Here is a 14,778-nt window from a genome sequence, read left to right as displayed (position 1 = left end):
CTTTGCACTTGGCGCTGGATTGCCTATGAAGGGCTGGTGTTGTCCAGCCTCCCCAATCTGCTCACCCTTTCGCGCATCCTTGCGGTGCCAGGCCTTGTTGCCTTGATGTGGGGGCCCAACCCTTGGCAATGGCTGGTGGCGTTCGGCCTTTACACGCTGGCGGCGATCACGGATTATTTCGATGGCTATCTGGCGCGGTCGTGGGGCACGGTCTCGAAAATCGGCCAGTTTCTTGATCCGGTTGCGGACAAGATCATGGTCGCCGCCGTCATCCTGATGCTGGTCGATGCCCAGATCCTGCATGGTTGGAGCGTGATTGCAGGCCTGATCATCCTGCTGCGGGAGATGTTCGTTTCGGGCCTGCGCGAATATCTGGCCGGGGTGCAGGTCTCGGTGCCGGTCAGCCAGCTCGCCAAGTGGAAGACCACGGCCCAACTGGTGGCACTGGGGGCGCTGATCCTGGTTGGCGCGGTGCCGATCATGCCCTGGCTGCCGGCCGAGATAATCGGGCTTGTCACGCTTTGGATAGCCGCCATCCTCACGCTCATCACCGGCTATGATTATCTGCGCGTCGGCCTGAAGCACATGTGATGGTGCAGCTGCTGTACTTTGCCTGGGTGCGCGAAATGGTGGGCACGGACAGCGAGACGATCACCCTGCCCGCCGACATCACCACGGTCGCCGCCCTGCTGGATTGGCTCGCCGCCCGCAGCCCCGGCCATGCCGCCGCCCTGGCCGATCGCAGCCGCATCCGCATCGCGGTAGATCAGGGCTTCGCCACCTCCGCCACGCCGCTGAACAACCCGCGCGAAATTGCCATCTTCCCGCCGGTGACAGGCGGATGATTGCCGCGCGGCTCCAGAGCGAGCCCTTCGACACCGCCATCGTACAGGCCGCGCTGCTGGCCGGCCGCACCGATCTCGGCGCCGCTATCGCCTTCACCGGGCTGGTGCGCGCCGATGAGGGCCTTGTTGCCTTGACCCTTGAACATTATCCGGCAATGACGCTGGCCCAGATGCAGGCCATCGCCGCCGATGCCGCCAGCCGCTGGCCCGATACCATTGGCACCATCATCCATCGCCACGGGCGCCTCTTGCCCGGCGATAGCATCGTGCTGGTCGTCACCGCCTCCCCCCACCGCGCACACGCCTTCGCCGCCGCGCAGTTCCTGATGGACTGGCTTAAAATCAAGGCCCCGTTCTGGAAGCGCGAGGAATGGGCCGACGGGACGACGCGCTGGGTTGAGGCAAATGGCATCGACGACGACGCCGCGGAACGCTGGTAGAGACCCCGGGCAATTTCAAAAGGATCGCTGATGGCCGCCCCAAGTTCGTGCGTGCTGGTGCTGGATGGCCACCCCGACGGCACATCCTTGTGCAGCGCACTGGCCTCTGCCGCCGCCGAAACGGCGCGGGCGCGCGGCGCGGAGGTGAAGCTGCTGCACCTGTCGGCAATGCAGTTCGATCCCAATCTCGCTCACGGCTACAAGCAACGGCAAGACCATGAGACTGACCTACAGGAATTTCTTGATGCCGTGCGTTGGTGCGACACGTTCATCCTAGTGCACCCCTTGTGGTGGGGCGCGGCGCCGGCCAAGCTGAAGGGCCTGATCGACCGTGTTTTCCTGCCAGGCATCGCCTTTGCCTATGAAGGCGACGGGCATTTCCCCAAAAAGCTCTTTGAAGGCCGCACCGCCCGCGTGCTGATCACCGCCGATACACCGCCCTGGTATCTGTGGCTGGGCTATCGCAACGGCTGGCTCAATGTGCTGCGTCGGCAGATCCTGAATTTCGTCGGCATGAAGGTGACGCACATGAAAGTGGTCGGCACCATCCGCGATGCAACGCCGGCGCGAACCGAAAGTTTCTTCGCGGTGACGCGCAAGTTGGCCGGCTAGGCCAGGGTGCGGATGTAGCGCAGATCGGACCAGCCAGGCACGGATCGTATCGGCGGCGACAGGCGGCGCAGTTCGCCATCGAACAGGCATCGCACCGTGCGGCGGCGGCCCACCACCAGTTCAGGCGCCGTGGACGCCGTCACGCTGGCAGCGGCGCGCCAATCATTCAGCAGCCAGTTCACTGCCGCCGCCATAGCATCGGCCAGCCAGCGACCGGAAAACAGCGCCACTTCCACGCCCTGTTCGCCCGGCATCACCAGCACGCCGGGGTTGCGGCCGGGCTTGCCCGCCAGATGCGGCCATGGCGTTCGTTTTCGCGCGCCCGCGCCCAGCGGGTGAGCGGCCCGATGATGATACGGCAGTAACTGGTGTGACCAGCGGCGCGCACCACCGGCACATGGGTCAGCACCCCCTGCCCGGTCACCGCCACGACGGCCTCAAGGCTGGCGTCTCCGTGCAGCGCCTTGGGCAACAAGTTCATGGTGCCGCCTGGTATGGCGAGAAACTGGCCATCCCAGCCCGTGGCCGCCGCACTGGCCGCGCCCAGCGTGTCGATGCCGGCCAAAGCTGCAGCTTCCGGAGCTGGCTCAAGCGGGAAATTGCTGCTGCCGGCGATGGTTGCGCCAGCTGACTGTAAGGCCGCCTCCAGCGCAGCGATGCGCCCTTCATCGGTCGAGCGGCTGGCGCGGTTGGCCACCAGCCACACCCGGCCCAATGGGCGGGCAGGTTCGGGCGGGTGCGGCGCGGGCTCCATTGAACCGCCGTGCCGAGTGGCGGCCGAGCGGTCAACGGGGTGTTGTTACGCAGGGCAAATTTCCCCAGCCATTACAGATTGGCGCTCAGTTCCTTGATGTCCTTGTTCAATATGCGGTCGTTGTCGCTATAATCCACCGGGCAATCGATCAGGTGGACGCCCGGCGTGTTCAGGCAATGCGCCATCAGGCCCGGCAGCATCTCCGCATTGGTCACCCGGTGGCCGCGGGCGCCATAAGCCTCTGCATAGGCAACGAAATCCGGGTTGCCATAGGTAAGACCCCAATCCTTGAAGCCCATGTTGGCCTGTTTCCAGCGGATCATGCCGTAACTGCCGTCGTTCAGGACCAGCACGGTGAGGTTGAGGCCGAGGCGAACCGCTGTTTCCATCTCTTGGCTGTTCATCATGAAGCCGCCGTCGCCGCAGATCGCCATCACCTTGCGATCTGGATAGACCATGTTCGACGCCATCGCGCTGGGCAGGCCGGCACCCATCGTGGCAAGCGCGTTATCAAGCAGCACGGTGTTGGGGCGATAGGCGGTGTAGTTGCGGGCGAACCAGATCTTGTAGACGCCGTTATCGAGCGCAATAATGCCGTCTTCTGGCATCGCCTTCCTGATCTCGCTCACCAGATACTGCGGGTAGATCGGGAAGCGCAAATCCGCCACAGCGGCGTCACGGTGGGCCACTTCGGCGGCACGCGCGGCCAGCATGGCGGCAAAATCCCAGTGTGGCTGGACACGGATCGCCTCCTTCAACTGCCACACCGCGTTGGCAATATCACCGATCACCTCGATCTGCGGATAATAGACCGGGTCCACCTCCGCCGAACGGAAACTCATGTGGATGACGGCGGTGGCGTCGCCGCTCATGAAAAAGGGCGGCTTTTCAATCACATCATGCCCGATGTTAACGATCACATCGGCGCGGCGGATCGCGGCGTGGACGAAATCCCCGGCCGAAAGCGCCGCACAGCCCAGGAACTGCGGGTGGCGCTCGTCAATCACGCCCTTGCCCAGTTGCGTGGTCAGGAACGGGATACCGGTCTTTTCCACGAACTCCAGCAGCATCTTGCTGGTCATGGTGCGGTTCGCCCCGGCGCCGATCACCAGGATCGGCGATTTCGCCGCCTCGATGGCGCGCACCGCGGCCAGCACCGCTTTGGAGTCCGCCAAGGGCCGGCGGGCATAGCTCGGCTTGAAGGGCACGGCATCGGTGGGATCGTGGGCGATATCCTCCGGCAGCTCCAGATGGGTGGCACCGGGCTTTTCCTCCTGTGCCAGCCGGAAGGCTTCGCGGGTGCGGGCCGGGATGTTGTCGGCGCTGGCCAATTGGTGGGTGTATTTGGTGATAGGCCGCATCATGTCGACCACATCGAGGATCTGGAACCGGCCCTGCTTGCTCTTCTTGATCGGTTTCTGGCCGGTGATCATCAACATCGGCATGCCGCCCAGAAAGGCATAGGCCGCCGCCGTCACGAAATTTGTCGCGCCGGGCCCGAGCGTGGCGACGCACACCCCGGCCTTGCCAGTATGACGGCCATAGGTGGCGGCCATGAAGCCGGCGCCCTGTTCATGGCGCGTCAGGATCAGGCGTATCCTGGTCGAACGTTGCAGGCTGTCGAGAAAATCCAGATTCTCCTCGCCGGGCACGCCGAACACATATTCACAGCCCTCTGCCTCAAGGCATTGCACCAGCAGATCAGAGGCCTTGGTCATCGCTCACACTCCTGAAATCTGTGCCTCGCGGCGGCCATCTGCACGGGCGCGTGGGCCGGTGGCATCGTGGATCGTGCCCGCCGCCGCCAGTCCATTGGCCGGCATGTTGTTGTAGACATTCTCATACTGGCCGGGTTCGATCAGATAGGTCTCGTGCCAGATTCCGACATCACCGTTGGAGCCCACCGCCTTGTTGAAGCGTGTCCAGGCCGACAGGTGCAGCTGATCGCGCGACGCCGCAAAGGCCTGCAGATGAGCGAGGCTGCGCCAATACTGCACCAGCATCGTCGCCGGAAAACCGAAGTGGGTGCGGTTGTGCAGCATGCCCAGTTCCGGCTTGCGCGACAGCTCAGCGATCTTTGGCCTCATCGCACTAAAGGTGGGCAACCAACTGCCCACTTTCCATACTCGGTTGATGCGGCGGTCGATGATGCCGGCCATTACACGACGCCGAACGCCAGCATGGCGTCCGCCACCTTCTTGAAGCCAGCGATATTGGCGCCCTTCACATAATCGGTGTGGCCATCGGCGGAGCGGCCATATTCCAGGCAGCGGTCATGGATGCTGGACATGATGTCCTTCAGCATCGCCTGCAATTCCTCTTCCTTCCAGCTCATGCGCGCCGAATTCTGGCTCATTTCCAGGCCAGACACGGCAACACCGCCAGCGTTGGACGCCTTGCCAGGGGCATAAAGGATCTTTGCGGCCTTGAAGATATGCACGCCTTCCAGATCGGTGGGCATGTTGGCGCCTTCGGCCACGGCGATGCAGCTATTCTGCATAAGCGTCCGCGCTTCCTCGCCGTTCAGTTCATTCTGGGTGGCGCAGGGCAAGGCCAGATCACAGGGCACGCCCCACGGCCTGGCGCCGCCACCGTGGAAGGTGGAGCCCTTGAACTCGGTTGCATATTCCGAAATGCGGCCGCGGCGGCGGGTCTTGTGGGTCTTCACCCAGTCGATCTTGTCCTGGGTGATGCCATCGGGATCGTGGATGAAGCCCTCGCTGTCTGACAGGGTCAGCACCTTGCCGCCCAATTGCACGATCTTTTCGGCGGCATGGGTCGCCACATTGCCCGATCCGGAGATCACCGCTGTCTTGCCGGCGACGTCCATGCCTTTTGATTTCAGCATGTTCTGCAGGAAATAGACGGCGCCATAGCCGGTCGCCTCGGTGCGGATCAGGCTGCCGCCCCATTCCAGCCCCTTGCCGGTTAGCACGCCGGTGAAATGGTTGGTGATGCGCTTGTACTGGCCGAACATGAAGCCGATCTCGCGCCCGCCCACGCCGATGTCGCCGGCCGGCACGTCAACATCCGCTCCGATATGGCGATACAGCTCGGTCATGAAACTCTGGCAGAAGCGCATGATTTCATTCACGCTCTTGCCCTTGGGGTTGAAGTTGGAGCCGCCCTTGCCGCCGCCCATCGGCAGGCCGGTGAGCGCGTTCTTGAAGGTCTGCTCGAACGCCAGGAACTTCAGCACGCTTTCCGTCACCGACGGGTGGAAACGGATGCCACCCTTGTACGGCCCGATGGCGTTGTTGTTCTGCACCCGCCAGCCGCGCTGCACGCGGATATTGTTGTTGTCATCCTCCCAGCACACGCGGAAGGACACGACCCGATCCGGCTCGGCGATGCGGCGCAATATCTGGGCCTCGTGATATTTCGGCTTGTCGCCGATGAAGTCGAAGATGTCTTCGGCCACCTCGGTCACGGCCTGCACAAATTCATCTTGGCCCGGATTGCGGCGCTTCACCCCTGCGATGAAGCCATTCAGATCGACATGATCGCCTGCGCCCATGCGCCTTCTCCCCCCGGTGCGGGCCGGTCGCTGCGTGGCGCCAACCTCCATCCCTGCACGGCCGTTCGCCGCGCAAGGGGGATCGTATCAGAAATATGGCGGCGGCAAAGAGGGCGCAGATTCAGGGTTGGGCGGTGGCGTCAAAGCTCCACACACCCGGCCCGCCAGGCAACCCGGCCCAGCCGCCCCGCGCCAGCATGGCAGCAACATCGGCCTCACCGTGGCGCCAGTGTGTTTCCATGGTGGCGCGGCTGAACTCACGGCCCTTCGCGGCGCCCTGCCACGGCTGATCGCGATAGACGAGCTGTGCCACCACAGCGCGGCGCCCGCGCGCCAGTCGGTCAAGCAAATGCGCTTCTGCACTGTCGCGCAATTCGGGCGGCAGTTTAGCCGCCAGCCGCGCCCAGGCCTCGCGCGGGCCGTTCAGACGGGCCTGGGCATCGGTGGTGAAGCGGGTGCGGCTGGAAAAGCGGATGTCTGCCGCGCGTTCTTCGACATCGGCAAACGTGGCCGGCAGTTGACCGCGGGCGGGGAAAAGATCGACCTGGAAGATCGCCAGATCGCAATCTTCATGATCGTCGAGCACATGATCGAGCGGCGTGTTTGACACCAGTCCGCCATCCCACCAGTATTGGCCGTCGATCTCCACCGGCGGCAGGCCGGGCGGCAGCGCGCCCGATGCCATCACATGGCGCACGTCCAGCCGCTCTCGCGCTGAACAGAAATAGCGGAAGTTGCCGGTTTCAACATTCACCGCTCCCACTGCCAAGCGCACCGGCCCGTTATTGAGGTAATCCCAATCCACCAGTTCGGTAAGGCTGTCACGCAGCGGCGTGGTGTCATAAAGCGCGGTCTGGCTGGCATTGTCCCACGGTCGGCGTGGTCGGAAAAAGCCCGGCGCACCCCACAGTGCGGAGCCGGCCGCAGCCCATTGGTGCCGCAGCATTTCGAGCATCATGATGCCGGGTGGAAACAGGAAATCGAGTCCCGGGCCACCCGTCACCCGTTCCCAGAAGGTCATCAGCCGTTCGCGGCGGCGTTCGGGCGGATTGCCGGCGATCAGCGCGCCGTTGATGGCCCCGATCGAAATCCCGGCCACAGCCTTGGGGCAATAGCCCATATCGTCCAAGCCCGCGAACACGCCGGCCTGATAGCTCCCCAGAGCACCGCCACCCTGCAGCACCAGCACCGGCATACCGGGCAAGGCTGGGATGGTGGCCACGCCTGTGGATCAGGCCAGAACTGGCGTTGGCGCCGTTTCGTGTGCAGCGATCAGCGCGCGATCATCATGGTCCCACGGATGAAATTCGGGGCGGAAATAGCTGGCCCACGGCAGCGCCACCTCGCGCAGCACGCCGGGCGTGCCCAGCAGATACCACCACAGCCGCGCCTTGGCCCGCCATCCGGTGATGCCGTCTTGCGTCAGCAAGGCCAGCGCATCATTCACCCGGTTCGCGATGAAATTGCGCGAGACGCGAAAGAATACCAGGCTGCGGATCGCCCAGCGTTTCGCCGGCTTCAGGCTGCGGGTGATGTGCATATAGGTATCGAAGGCGACACCCTTGTGCTCGATCTCCTCGATGGCGTGCCAGATCCACATCGCGCGGGTTTCGGCCGACGCGCCGGCAAACTGCTGGCCGCCGCGCGCCAACATGGCGTGGGCGAAGATAGCGGTGAAATGTTCCAGGCTCACCGTCACCAGTAATTGTGCCACCGGGTGGGTGGTGCGCGCCTGGACCAGGCTGTCGGCGATGCGCTTGTCGATGGCGGCGATGTCGTAACCGGCACCCGTCACCTGCCGGTTGAAGGCAACATGCTCGCGGGTGTGGTGGGCTTCCTGTTTCACGAACTGGTCGATCTGCGCGGCAAGCTCCGCTGGCACCTGATCCCGGAACCGCCGCACGGTTTCGATGAAAAAGGCTTCGCCGGCCGGGAAACTGGCCGAAAGCGCATTGTGCCAGGCAGTGGCAACAGCATCGCCGCCCAGCCACCAGCGGCCGCGCACTTCATCGCGGCCAAAACGCAGGTTGCGCGGCGTAATCGCCAGATCAGCGGGCGCTGCGAAAGCCATTACTGCACCGCCAGCAGTTCGACGTCGAACATCAGCGTCGCGCCGGGCGGGATCACGCCGCCGGCACCGCGATCGCCATAGCCGGCTTCCGGAGGCACGATCAGCGTGCGCTGGCCGCCAACCTTCATGCCGGCCACGCCTTCATCCCAGCCCATGATCACTTCGCCCAGGCCCAGCGTGAAGATGAAGGGCTGGCCACGATCGCGCGAGGTATCGAATTTCGTGCCCTTTCCGCCGTCCACATAAAGCCAGCCGGTGTAATGCACCGCCACGGCACGGCCCGGTTCGGCGAGGGCGCCGCTACCGGCCTTGACCTCGGTCACCTTAGTGCCGCCGGGCAGCACCGCCTGTTGTGCGGCGGCTGTGGTGGCCGTCATGGTAGCGACAGAGGCAGCCAGAGCGGCAATGGTGGCGGCAGACATGGGAAAATTCCTGTAGTTGCAGTGCAACAGCGATGTGGCCGCAGTTGCGCTGGCAATCAAGAGGGCACAGCGTCACCAATCCCAAGTCGCTGTCGCAGAAAGCCAATCACCCGGGTTTCCGCCGCTTTGCCGGGGCCATCGTCGGGCAGATGCACGGTCAGAACGCTGTGCGGGGCCATGCCGGTGCCGGTTCGGGCATGTTCATCAGCCAGTTCGATGGTTTCGACCCGACCGGGGAACTCGCGCTCATAGCGGCGGAAGCGGGCATCGGGCACCAGCGCATCAGACCGGTAGCGCAGCGCGAGGAGCGACAGATCCTCCTTCTCGAACCGCGCCCGCGCGCAGGCGATCTCGGCCGGAGCCGCATCGATGCCGCCAGTCTTGGCGCCGCGGATGGGCAGGCTGGGCTGGCTCAAGACCGGGGCGATGACGCTGGGTTCAGTCATCATCGCCAGCGCGAAACCGCCGGTGAAGCACATGCCCACCGCCCCCACGCCCGGCCCGCCGCATTCTTCATGAGCCTGTTTCGCCAGCGCCCGCAGCCAATCGACAATCGGACTGGAGCGGCCGTCGGACCAGGCCGAAAACTCGCGGCGGATGCAGATGTTGAGGAACAATTGCTTCACCGCCGCGGCTTTCGTGGGCACCGAACCGGGCGTGCCGAACAGGCTGGGGCAAATCACGGTCATGCCGGCCACCGCCAGCCGGTCGGCAAAATCAATCACCAGGGTGTGCAACGCCGGAACTTCATGGATGACGATCACGGCCGGACCGCTGCCGCGGCGATAAACGGGGCGGGTGTACGGGCCGGCGGTGAAATCGGTGAGGCTGTAATCGGATAATGGCATGGCTGGTTCCCCCTGTTCGGACAGTGCGATGGGGGCTGCAGGTTGGCAAGGTGCGGTCGTGACGGGCCCGGCCGGCCTTGCGCGAGTTCTGGTGCCTGCGCCTCCCACAGCCACCAAGCCGTACTGCGGCTTGGTGGGTCCTTCGGGACTTGAACCCGAAACCTACCGCTTAAAAGGCGGGCGCTCTAACCGATTGAGCTAAGGACCCCCAAAAGCCGCTGGCAGCATTGGGCGCGCATCAGGCGCGGGGCAGGCCTTTAGGGCGAAGCGCGCGGGCGTGCAACTGTCTTGCACTATGCCCCGTCACCGGATGCCGCCAATCAGGCGCGACCATCACCAGAGGATCAAGGACGAAACGCCGTTCAGCAAGGCGCGGGTGCGGCACGGCAAGGTCGGGCAGACGCAGCTGAGTAGCGCCGGCGCCAAGAATATCGAGATCCAGCACCCGATCCCCCCAGCGTTGCCCGCGCCTGCGGCCAAAGTTCCGCTCGATATCTTTCAGCGCACGCAGAAGTTCAGGCAGGCTGCCACCCCACTCCAAAGCTGCCACCGCATTGGCATAACGGCGGCTGCCCGGACCGATCGGGGCCGTCATGAAGATGGGCGATACGCGCTCCAGCAGCCCCAGCCCCGCCAATGCCACCAGCGCCGCGCGTACCACGCCCGCCGGCCGGCCATGGCGGCCGTGGCAGCGGTTCGATCCCAGCGCGACAAGTATGATTGCCATATTATCCTGAGCCCCTACAGGCAAGGGGGATGACTGACGAGACCCTGCACCCCGGAACCCCGCCAAAGGATTGCGCCTTGTGCCCGCGCCTGGCCGCCTATCGTACCGAGCAGGTGGCGCGCCATTCCGGCTGGTGGAACGCCCCAGTGCCGCCGCTTGGTGATGCCTCGGCTTGGCTCGCCATCGTCGGTCTCGCACCCGGCCTGAAGGGCGCCAACCGCACCGGCAAGCCGTTCCATGGTGACGAAGCCGGCAAGATGCTGTTTGGCACGCTGGCCGAACTGGGACTGGCCACCGAAACACCCGATGGCTGGGATGCGCCGGGCCTGTTCATCACCAACGCCGTGGCCTGCGCGCCGCCAGGAAACCTGCCCGAAACGGCGGAGAAACATAACTGCCGGTCCTATCTCGCCGAACAACTGGCCGCCCTGCCCGCCTTGAAAGTGGTGGTGGCTTTGGGCGAAACCGCACACCAGGCCGCGATCAAGGCGGTCGGCGGCAAGCTGCCCAAGTATCGCTTCGGCCACGGCGTGGCGCACAAGCTGCCTTCGGGCGTGGTGCTCGTGGACAGCTACCATTGCAGCCGACTGAACACCAATACCGGCCTATTGACGCCGGACATGTTCAAGGCCGCGCTCGAATCGACCCTCGCCTAAAGAGGCTGAGCTTCAGATGTCCTGCGCCAGCCGCCCATAGAGTTCGGGCCGGCGGTCCCTAAAAAAGCCGAAGGCGGCGCGGAGGCGGGCGGCGAGGTCGAGGTTGAAGGTCGCCTTCACCACGCCGGGCGTCACGTCATCCAGATCATCGACAATGTCGCCGCGCTGATCGCAAGCGAAGCTGGTGCCATAAAAGGTCTGGGCGTGGGGTGTCCCGGCCTCCTCGGTGCCGATGCGGTTGCAGGCCAACACCGGCACGACGTTCGATACGGCATGGCCCACCATCGCCCGGCGCCACAACCGGCGGGTATCGAGGTCGGGATCATGCGGCTCGGTGCCGATGGCGGTCGGATAGAGCAGCACTTCGGCGCCCATCAGCATCATCGCGCGGGCGGTTTCGGGATACCATTGGTCCCAGCAGATGCCGACGCCGATCACGCCCTTCTTTGTGTTCCACACCTTGAAACCGGTGTTGCCGGGGCGGAAATAGAATTTTTCCTCATAGCCCGGCCCATCGGGAATGTGGCTCTTGCGATAGACACCCATCACGTTGCCGCCATTATCGATCATGGCCAGGCTGTTGTAATGATGGTGGCCGTCCTTCTCGAAGAAGGAACAGGGAATGTACGTCTTCGTTTCCAGCGCTACTTCGCGCATCGCGGCGACGGCCGGATGCTTGTCCAGTGGCAGCGCATTGACGAACAGGCCTTCGTCTTCGTGCCGACAGAAATAATGGCCTTCGAACAATTCGGGCGGCAGCACGACGTCCACGCCGTCAGCGGCGGCCCGGGCAGCAGCGGCGGTCATGGCAATATCGGCATCGCGATTGCCAGAAAAGGCCAGTTGCAGGCCGGCGACGGTGATCAAGCGGGTCATGTTTTCGCCCCTAGTGCACGAATGTGGCGGGCGAAAGATGCCCTCCAGTCTTGGCCTATTTCGGCTGCTGCTGGGTGATGCAGTGAAAACTGCCGCCGCCGGTGAGAATATGATCGGCGCGCATGCCAATCACCTCCCGATCGGGGAACAGCGCGGCGATCGCCTTTACCGCGTCATCATCGCTGGCGGCGCCATAAAGCGGCACCACCACCACGGCATTGGCGATGTAGAAATTCATGTGGCTGGCCGGGATGATCTCGCCATCGCGCAGCACCTTGCCCGGCGAAGGGATCGGAACGATCTCCAACCCGAAATCGCGCGCACGATCCCAGGCGTCTTCATAGATATCCTTGTTGGGGTCATCCTTGCCCGCCGCCACCGGAAGCGCCAGCCGGCCCGGCGCCACGAAACGCGCAAGATTGTCGACATGGCCATCGGTGTGATCGTTCAGCAGCCCCTCGCCCAGCCACAACACTCGATCCAGGCCAAGATCGCGGCGCAGATGGCTTTCCACCTCCACCCGGTCCATCTTGGGGTTGCGGTTGGGATTGAACAGGCATTGCTCGGTGGTCACCACCAGCCCAGTGCCATCCACATCGATAGCGCCGCCTTCAAGAACCCAGCCGCGTTTTGCCAGCGGCGTTTTCGTCATATTGGCAACAAAGGCGGCAACGCCCTCATCGCCGGGCAGATCATATTTGCCGCCCCAGAAATTGAAGCGGAAGCCGGCCGCCGCCATGCCGTGCGGCGATTGCAGAAACAAGGGCCCGGTATCGCGCAGCCAGATATCGCCAAAACCATAGGCATGCAGCCGCACATCCACATCGCCCAGCATGTCGCGGGCCACGGCCATGGCTTCATCATTGGCCACCAGCAGTTCGACGCGCTCGCCCTTGGCAATGGCGCGCACCATCGCGGCGACTTCCGCTTGTGCCGCGGCGAGATCATCCTCCCACAGCTCCGCATGGGACGGAAATGCCGTCCAAGTGGCGGCGTGGGCAGCCCATTCTGCCGGTTGTCGCGCCGTCATGTCGTTCCCACGCTCCCACTTGCCATAGCCCACTCATGCCTCGCTTTTCACTCGCGGGGATGAACCGGCCTAACCTGTTGCTGTCGCGATTGATTGCCAGCCAATTACGGTGCTGGCAACTGCGAAGTGCGACCCTTGGCCTCAGGCAGAGCCTGCGTCGGTGGGCGGCTTGAAACCCTGCGCCACCACATACCATTCGCTCGATCCCTTGCGGCTGGCGGGTGGCTTCACATGTTTCACCGTGGTGAAATGCCGTTTCAGCAGCGCGGTCAACTGGCCATCGCCGCCGCCGGCCAGCACCTTGGCCAGGAAACTGCCGCCTGGCCGCAACAGCCGCGTGGCCATGTCCAGCCCAACCTCGATCAAGCCCATGGTACGCAGATGGTCGGTCTGCTTGTGCCCCACGGTATTGGCGGCCATATCGCTCATCACCAGATCGGCTGGGCCACCCAGTACGCTGAGGATCAGCGCTTCGCTGTCGTCATCGGTAATGTCTTTCTGGAACAGATCGACGCCGGCCAGCGGCTCGATGGCCAGCAGATCCATGCCCACCACCCGCGCCTTTGGCCGTTTCTGCTTCACCACCTGGCACCAGCCACCGGGCGCGGCGCCCAGATCGACCACGCGATCAACGCCGGCCAGCAGGCCGAACTGTTCATCCAGTTCCTTCAGCTTGAAGGCGGCGCGGCTGCGATAGCCCTGCGCCTTGGCAGCCGCAACATAGGGATCGTTCAGGTGCCGTTCCAGCCAGGCCGCTGATTGCGGCGTGCGCTTGCGCGCGGTTTTCACCCTCACCTTGCCGCCACGCGAGCGGCTGCCGGGGCCACTGGGTCCTGCACCACTCATTTGCCAGCCGCCCATACGCCGTCGCGCGTCATCAAAGTGCGCAATATGCCTTCGCGGATGCCGCGATCGGCCACCCGCACCTGCCCGCCCGGCCAGCGGGTAAGAATGGCTTCCAATATGGCGCAGCCGGCCACGATCAATTCGGCGCGATCCGGCCCCACACAGGCGATGCGGGCGCGTTCAGCCACGCTGCTGTGCCCAATCGACCGGCACAATGCCGCCAGCGCCGCCGTATCCACCGCACAGCCATCCACCCGCCGCCGATCATAGCCGGGGAGGCCCAGCTGCACGCTGGCCAGCGTGGTGATGGTGCCAGATGTGCCCAGCAACTGCACCTCGCTCACGCCGCGCGCTGCCAGCTTCACGGCAAACCGGTCAAGCCTGGGCCACATCTCGGCCAGCATTCGGTCGTAGGCGTCAACGCGATCGGCAACCTGCGGCCATTGCGGTTCGGTTTCGGCCAGAGACACCACGCCCCACGGCATTGAAATCCACTCGATAATGGCCGGGGGCGCGTCGCCTACTCCCGAAGGCGCTACCAGCATCAATTCGGTCGAACCGCCGCCGATATCGAACACCAGCGCAGGCGGACCATCGCCATCAATCAGCACATGGCAGCCCAGCACCGCCAGCCGTGCCTCTTCGGCAGCGCTGATCACATCCAGCGCGATGCCGGTTTCCTGATAGACTCGCTCCACGAAGGCCAGGCCATTGCTGGCGCGTCGGCAGGCTTCGGTGGCGACATTACGGGTCAACCGCACATCACGGCGTGCCAGTTTTTCGGAGCAGGCCGAAAGTGCGGCCAGCGTGCGGTCCATCGCGGCATCGGACAGCCGACCGGCTTCCAGCAGCCCCTCCCCCAACCGCACCACGCGGCTATAGGCATCCACCACGGTGAAGCCATCGGGCGATGGCCGGGCGATCAGCAATCGGCAATTGTTGGTGCCCAGATCAAGCGCGCCATAGGCTGGCGCGCGACGCTGCTGGGATGGGTGCATCCGGCTTCGGGCGGCGGTGCCGAGGCGGGGGCCGTCAGCAGATTCAAGCAGGGCCGGCATCGGCAAGTCCAGTCACATTCACATACCGCCTTGACCATGCGCCCCCAAGGGACGCCGCTGCAGCGGAACCTGAACT

General features: G+C 64.3%; 19 protein-coding genes and 1 tRNA gene. 5 read left to right on the top strand and 15 right to left on the bottom strand.

The window, feature by feature from the left end; all coding sequences use genetic code 11:
• Nucleotides 1-39 precede the first annotated feature (39 nt).
• From pgsA to Q7O19_RS06680, 4 genes are read left to right on the top strand one after another with little or no spacing between them, the layout of a single operon-like run.
• Nucleotides 40-591: a CDP-diacylglycerol--glycerol-3-phosphate 3-phosphatidyltransferase gene (gene pgsA / locus Q7O19_RS06695; protein WP_303809452.1), complete on the top strand. Its 552-nt coding sequence runs from the start codon at nucleotides 40-42 to the stop codon at nucleotides 589-591.
• Nucleotides 588-845, top strand: a complete 258-nt coding sequence (moaD, locus tag Q7O19_RS06690) for a molybdopterin converting factor subunit 1 (protein WP_303809425.1) — start codon at nucleotides 588-590, stop codon at nucleotides 843-845. Before pgsA ends, moaD begins: the two co-directional genes overlap by 4 nt.
• Entirely contained in the window at nucleotides 842-1,285 is a 444-nt protein-coding gene (locus Q7O19_RS06685) for a molybdenum cofactor biosynthesis protein MoaE (RefSeq protein ID WP_303809424.1), read from the top strand. Before moaD ends, Q7O19_RS06685 begins: the two co-directional genes overlap by 4 nt.
• Before the next feature lie 30 nt (nucleotides 1,286-1,315).
• Nucleotides 1,316-1,897, top strand: a complete 582-nt coding sequence (locus Q7O19_RS06680) for an NAD(P)H-dependent oxidoreductase (RefSeq protein ID WP_303809423.1) — start codon at nucleotides 1,316-1,318, stop codon at nucleotides 1,895-1,897.
• Here the strand turns inward: Q7O19_RS06680 and Q7O19_RS06675 are convergent.
• From Q7O19_RS06675 to folK, 11 genes are all read right to left on the bottom strand, one after another.
• Nucleotides 1,894-2,154 (bottom strand): hypothetical protein, encoded by a 261-nt coding sequence (locus Q7O19_RS06675; RefSeq protein WP_303809422.1) that lies wholly within the window; start codon nucleotides 2,152-2,154, stop codon nucleotides 1,894-1,896. The two genes, Q7O19_RS06680 and Q7O19_RS06675, sit on opposite strands and share 4 nt — an antisense overlap.
• A complete protein-coding gene (locus tag Q7O19_RS06670; protein ID WP_303809421.1) occupies nucleotides 2,151-2,651 on the bottom strand; it encodes a hypothetical protein in 501 nt (166 codons plus the stop codon). Before Q7O19_RS06670 ends, Q7O19_RS06675 begins: the two co-directional genes overlap by 4 nt.
• 71 nt (nucleotides 2,652-2,722) lie before the next feature.
• Nucleotides 2,723-4,369, bottom strand: coding sequence for an acetolactate synthase large subunit (locus tag Q7O19_RS06665; RefSeq protein WP_303809420.1), 1,647 nt, complete (start codon nucleotides 4,367-4,369; stop codon nucleotides 2,723-2,725).
• A gap of 3 nt (nucleotides 4,370-4,372) precedes the next feature.
• Complete coding sequence (locus Q7O19_RS06660; protein ID WP_303809419.1) at nucleotides 4,373-4,810, bottom strand: DUF4188 domain-containing protein; 438 nt, start codon at nucleotides 4,808-4,810, stop codon at nucleotides 4,373-4,375.
• The gene (gdhA, locus tag Q7O19_RS06655) at nucleotides 4,810-6,168 is read right to left on the bottom strand and encodes an NADP-specific glutamate dehydrogenase (protein ID WP_303809418.1); all 1,359 of its coding nucleotides are present in this window, start codon (nucleotides 6,166-6,168) and stop codon (nucleotides 4,810-4,812) included. The genes Q7O19_RS06660 and gdhA overlap by 1 nt, the downstream gene beginning before the upstream one ends.
• Before the next feature lie 121 nt (nucleotides 6,169-6,289).
• The gene (locus tag Q7O19_RS06650) at nucleotides 6,290-7,390 is read right to left on the bottom strand and encodes a patatin-like phospholipase family protein (RefSeq protein ID WP_303809417.1); all 1,101 of its coding nucleotides are present in this window, start codon (nucleotides 7,388-7,390) and stop codon (nucleotides 6,290-6,292) included.
• Between the two features lie 9 nt (nucleotides 7,391-7,399).
• Entirely contained in the window at nucleotides 7,400-8,239 is an 840-nt protein-coding gene (locus tag Q7O19_RS06645; protein WP_303809416.1) for a metal-dependent hydrolase, read from the bottom strand.
• Nucleotides 8,239-8,661 (bottom strand): FKBP-type peptidyl-prolyl cis-trans isomerase, encoded by a 423-nt coding sequence (locus tag Q7O19_RS06640; protein ID WP_303809415.1) that lies wholly within the window; start codon nucleotides 8,659-8,661, stop codon nucleotides 8,239-8,241. Before Q7O19_RS06640 ends, Q7O19_RS06645 begins: the two co-directional genes overlap by 1 nt.
• Before the next feature lie 56 nt (nucleotides 8,662-8,717).
• Nucleotides 8,718-9,509 (bottom strand): dienelactone hydrolase family protein, encoded by a 792-nt coding sequence (locus Q7O19_RS06635; protein ID WP_303809414.1) that lies wholly within the window; start codon nucleotides 9,507-9,509, stop codon nucleotides 8,718-8,720.
• A 131-nt stretch (nucleotides 9,510-9,640) separates the two neighbouring features.
• Nucleotides 9,641-9,717: transfer RNA gene (locus Q7O19_RS06630), tRNA-Lys, on the bottom strand.
• A gap of 30 nt (nucleotides 9,718-9,747) precedes the next feature.
• On the bottom strand, nucleotides 9,748-10,236 hold the full coding sequence (gene folK, locus Q7O19_RS06625) for a 2-amino-4-hydroxy-6-hydroxymethyldihydropteridine diphosphokinase (RefSeq protein WP_303809413.1): 489 nt from the start codon (nucleotides 10,234-10,236) through the stop codon (nucleotides 9,748-9,750).
• A 29-nt stretch (nucleotides 10,237-10,265) separates the two neighbouring features.
• Between folK and Q7O19_RS06620 the strand changes: the two genes are divergently transcribed.
• Entirely contained in the window at nucleotides 10,266-10,892 is a 627-nt protein-coding gene (locus tag Q7O19_RS06620) for a uracil-DNA glycosylase (protein ID WP_303809412.1), read from the top strand.
• A 12-nt stretch (nucleotides 10,893-10,904) separates the two neighbouring features.
• Here Q7O19_RS06620 and Q7O19_RS06615 read toward each other — a convergent pair whose 3' ends face one another.
• From Q7O19_RS06615 to Q7O19_RS06600, 4 genes are all read right to left on the bottom strand, one after another.
• Nucleotides 10,905-11,768: a nitrilase-related carbon-nitrogen hydrolase gene (locus Q7O19_RS06615; RefSeq protein ID WP_303809411.1), complete on the bottom strand. Its 864-nt coding sequence runs from the start codon at nucleotides 11,766-11,768 to the stop codon at nucleotides 10,905-10,907.
• A 55-nt stretch (nucleotides 11,769-11,823) separates the two neighbouring features.
• Nucleotides 11,824-12,798 carry an agmatine deiminase family protein gene (locus Q7O19_RS06610; protein WP_303809410.1) on the bottom strand — a complete coding sequence of 325 codons (975 nt, stop codon included), beginning with the start codon at nucleotides 12,796-12,798 and terminating at the stop codon, nucleotides 11,824-11,826.
• A 141-nt stretch (nucleotides 12,799-12,939) separates the two neighbouring features.
• On the bottom strand, nucleotides 12,940-13,644 hold the full coding sequence (locus tag Q7O19_RS06605; RefSeq protein WP_303809409.1) for an RlmE family RNA methyltransferase: 705 nt from the start codon (nucleotides 13,642-13,644) through the stop codon (nucleotides 12,940-12,942).
• Nucleotides 13,641-14,642 carry a Ppx/GppA phosphatase family protein gene (locus tag Q7O19_RS06600; protein WP_303809408.1) on the bottom strand — a complete coding sequence of 334 codons (1,002 nt, stop codon included), beginning with the start codon at nucleotides 14,640-14,642 and terminating at the stop codon, nucleotides 13,641-13,643. The genes Q7O19_RS06605 and Q7O19_RS06600 overlap by 4 nt, the downstream gene beginning before the upstream one ends.
• Nucleotides 14,643-14,778: the final 136 nt, after the last annotated feature.

Origin of the sequence: Sandarakinorhabdus limnophila DSM 17366, from assembly GCF_945882885.1 — a bacterium.
Classification (GTDB): Bacteria; Pseudomonadota; Alphaproteobacteria; order Sphingomonadales; family Sphingomonadaceae; genus Sandarakinorhabdus; species Sandarakinorhabdus limnophila_A.
Note: the sequence above shows the minus strand (reverse complement) of the source record. Positions and strands in the feature narration are given on the sequence as shown.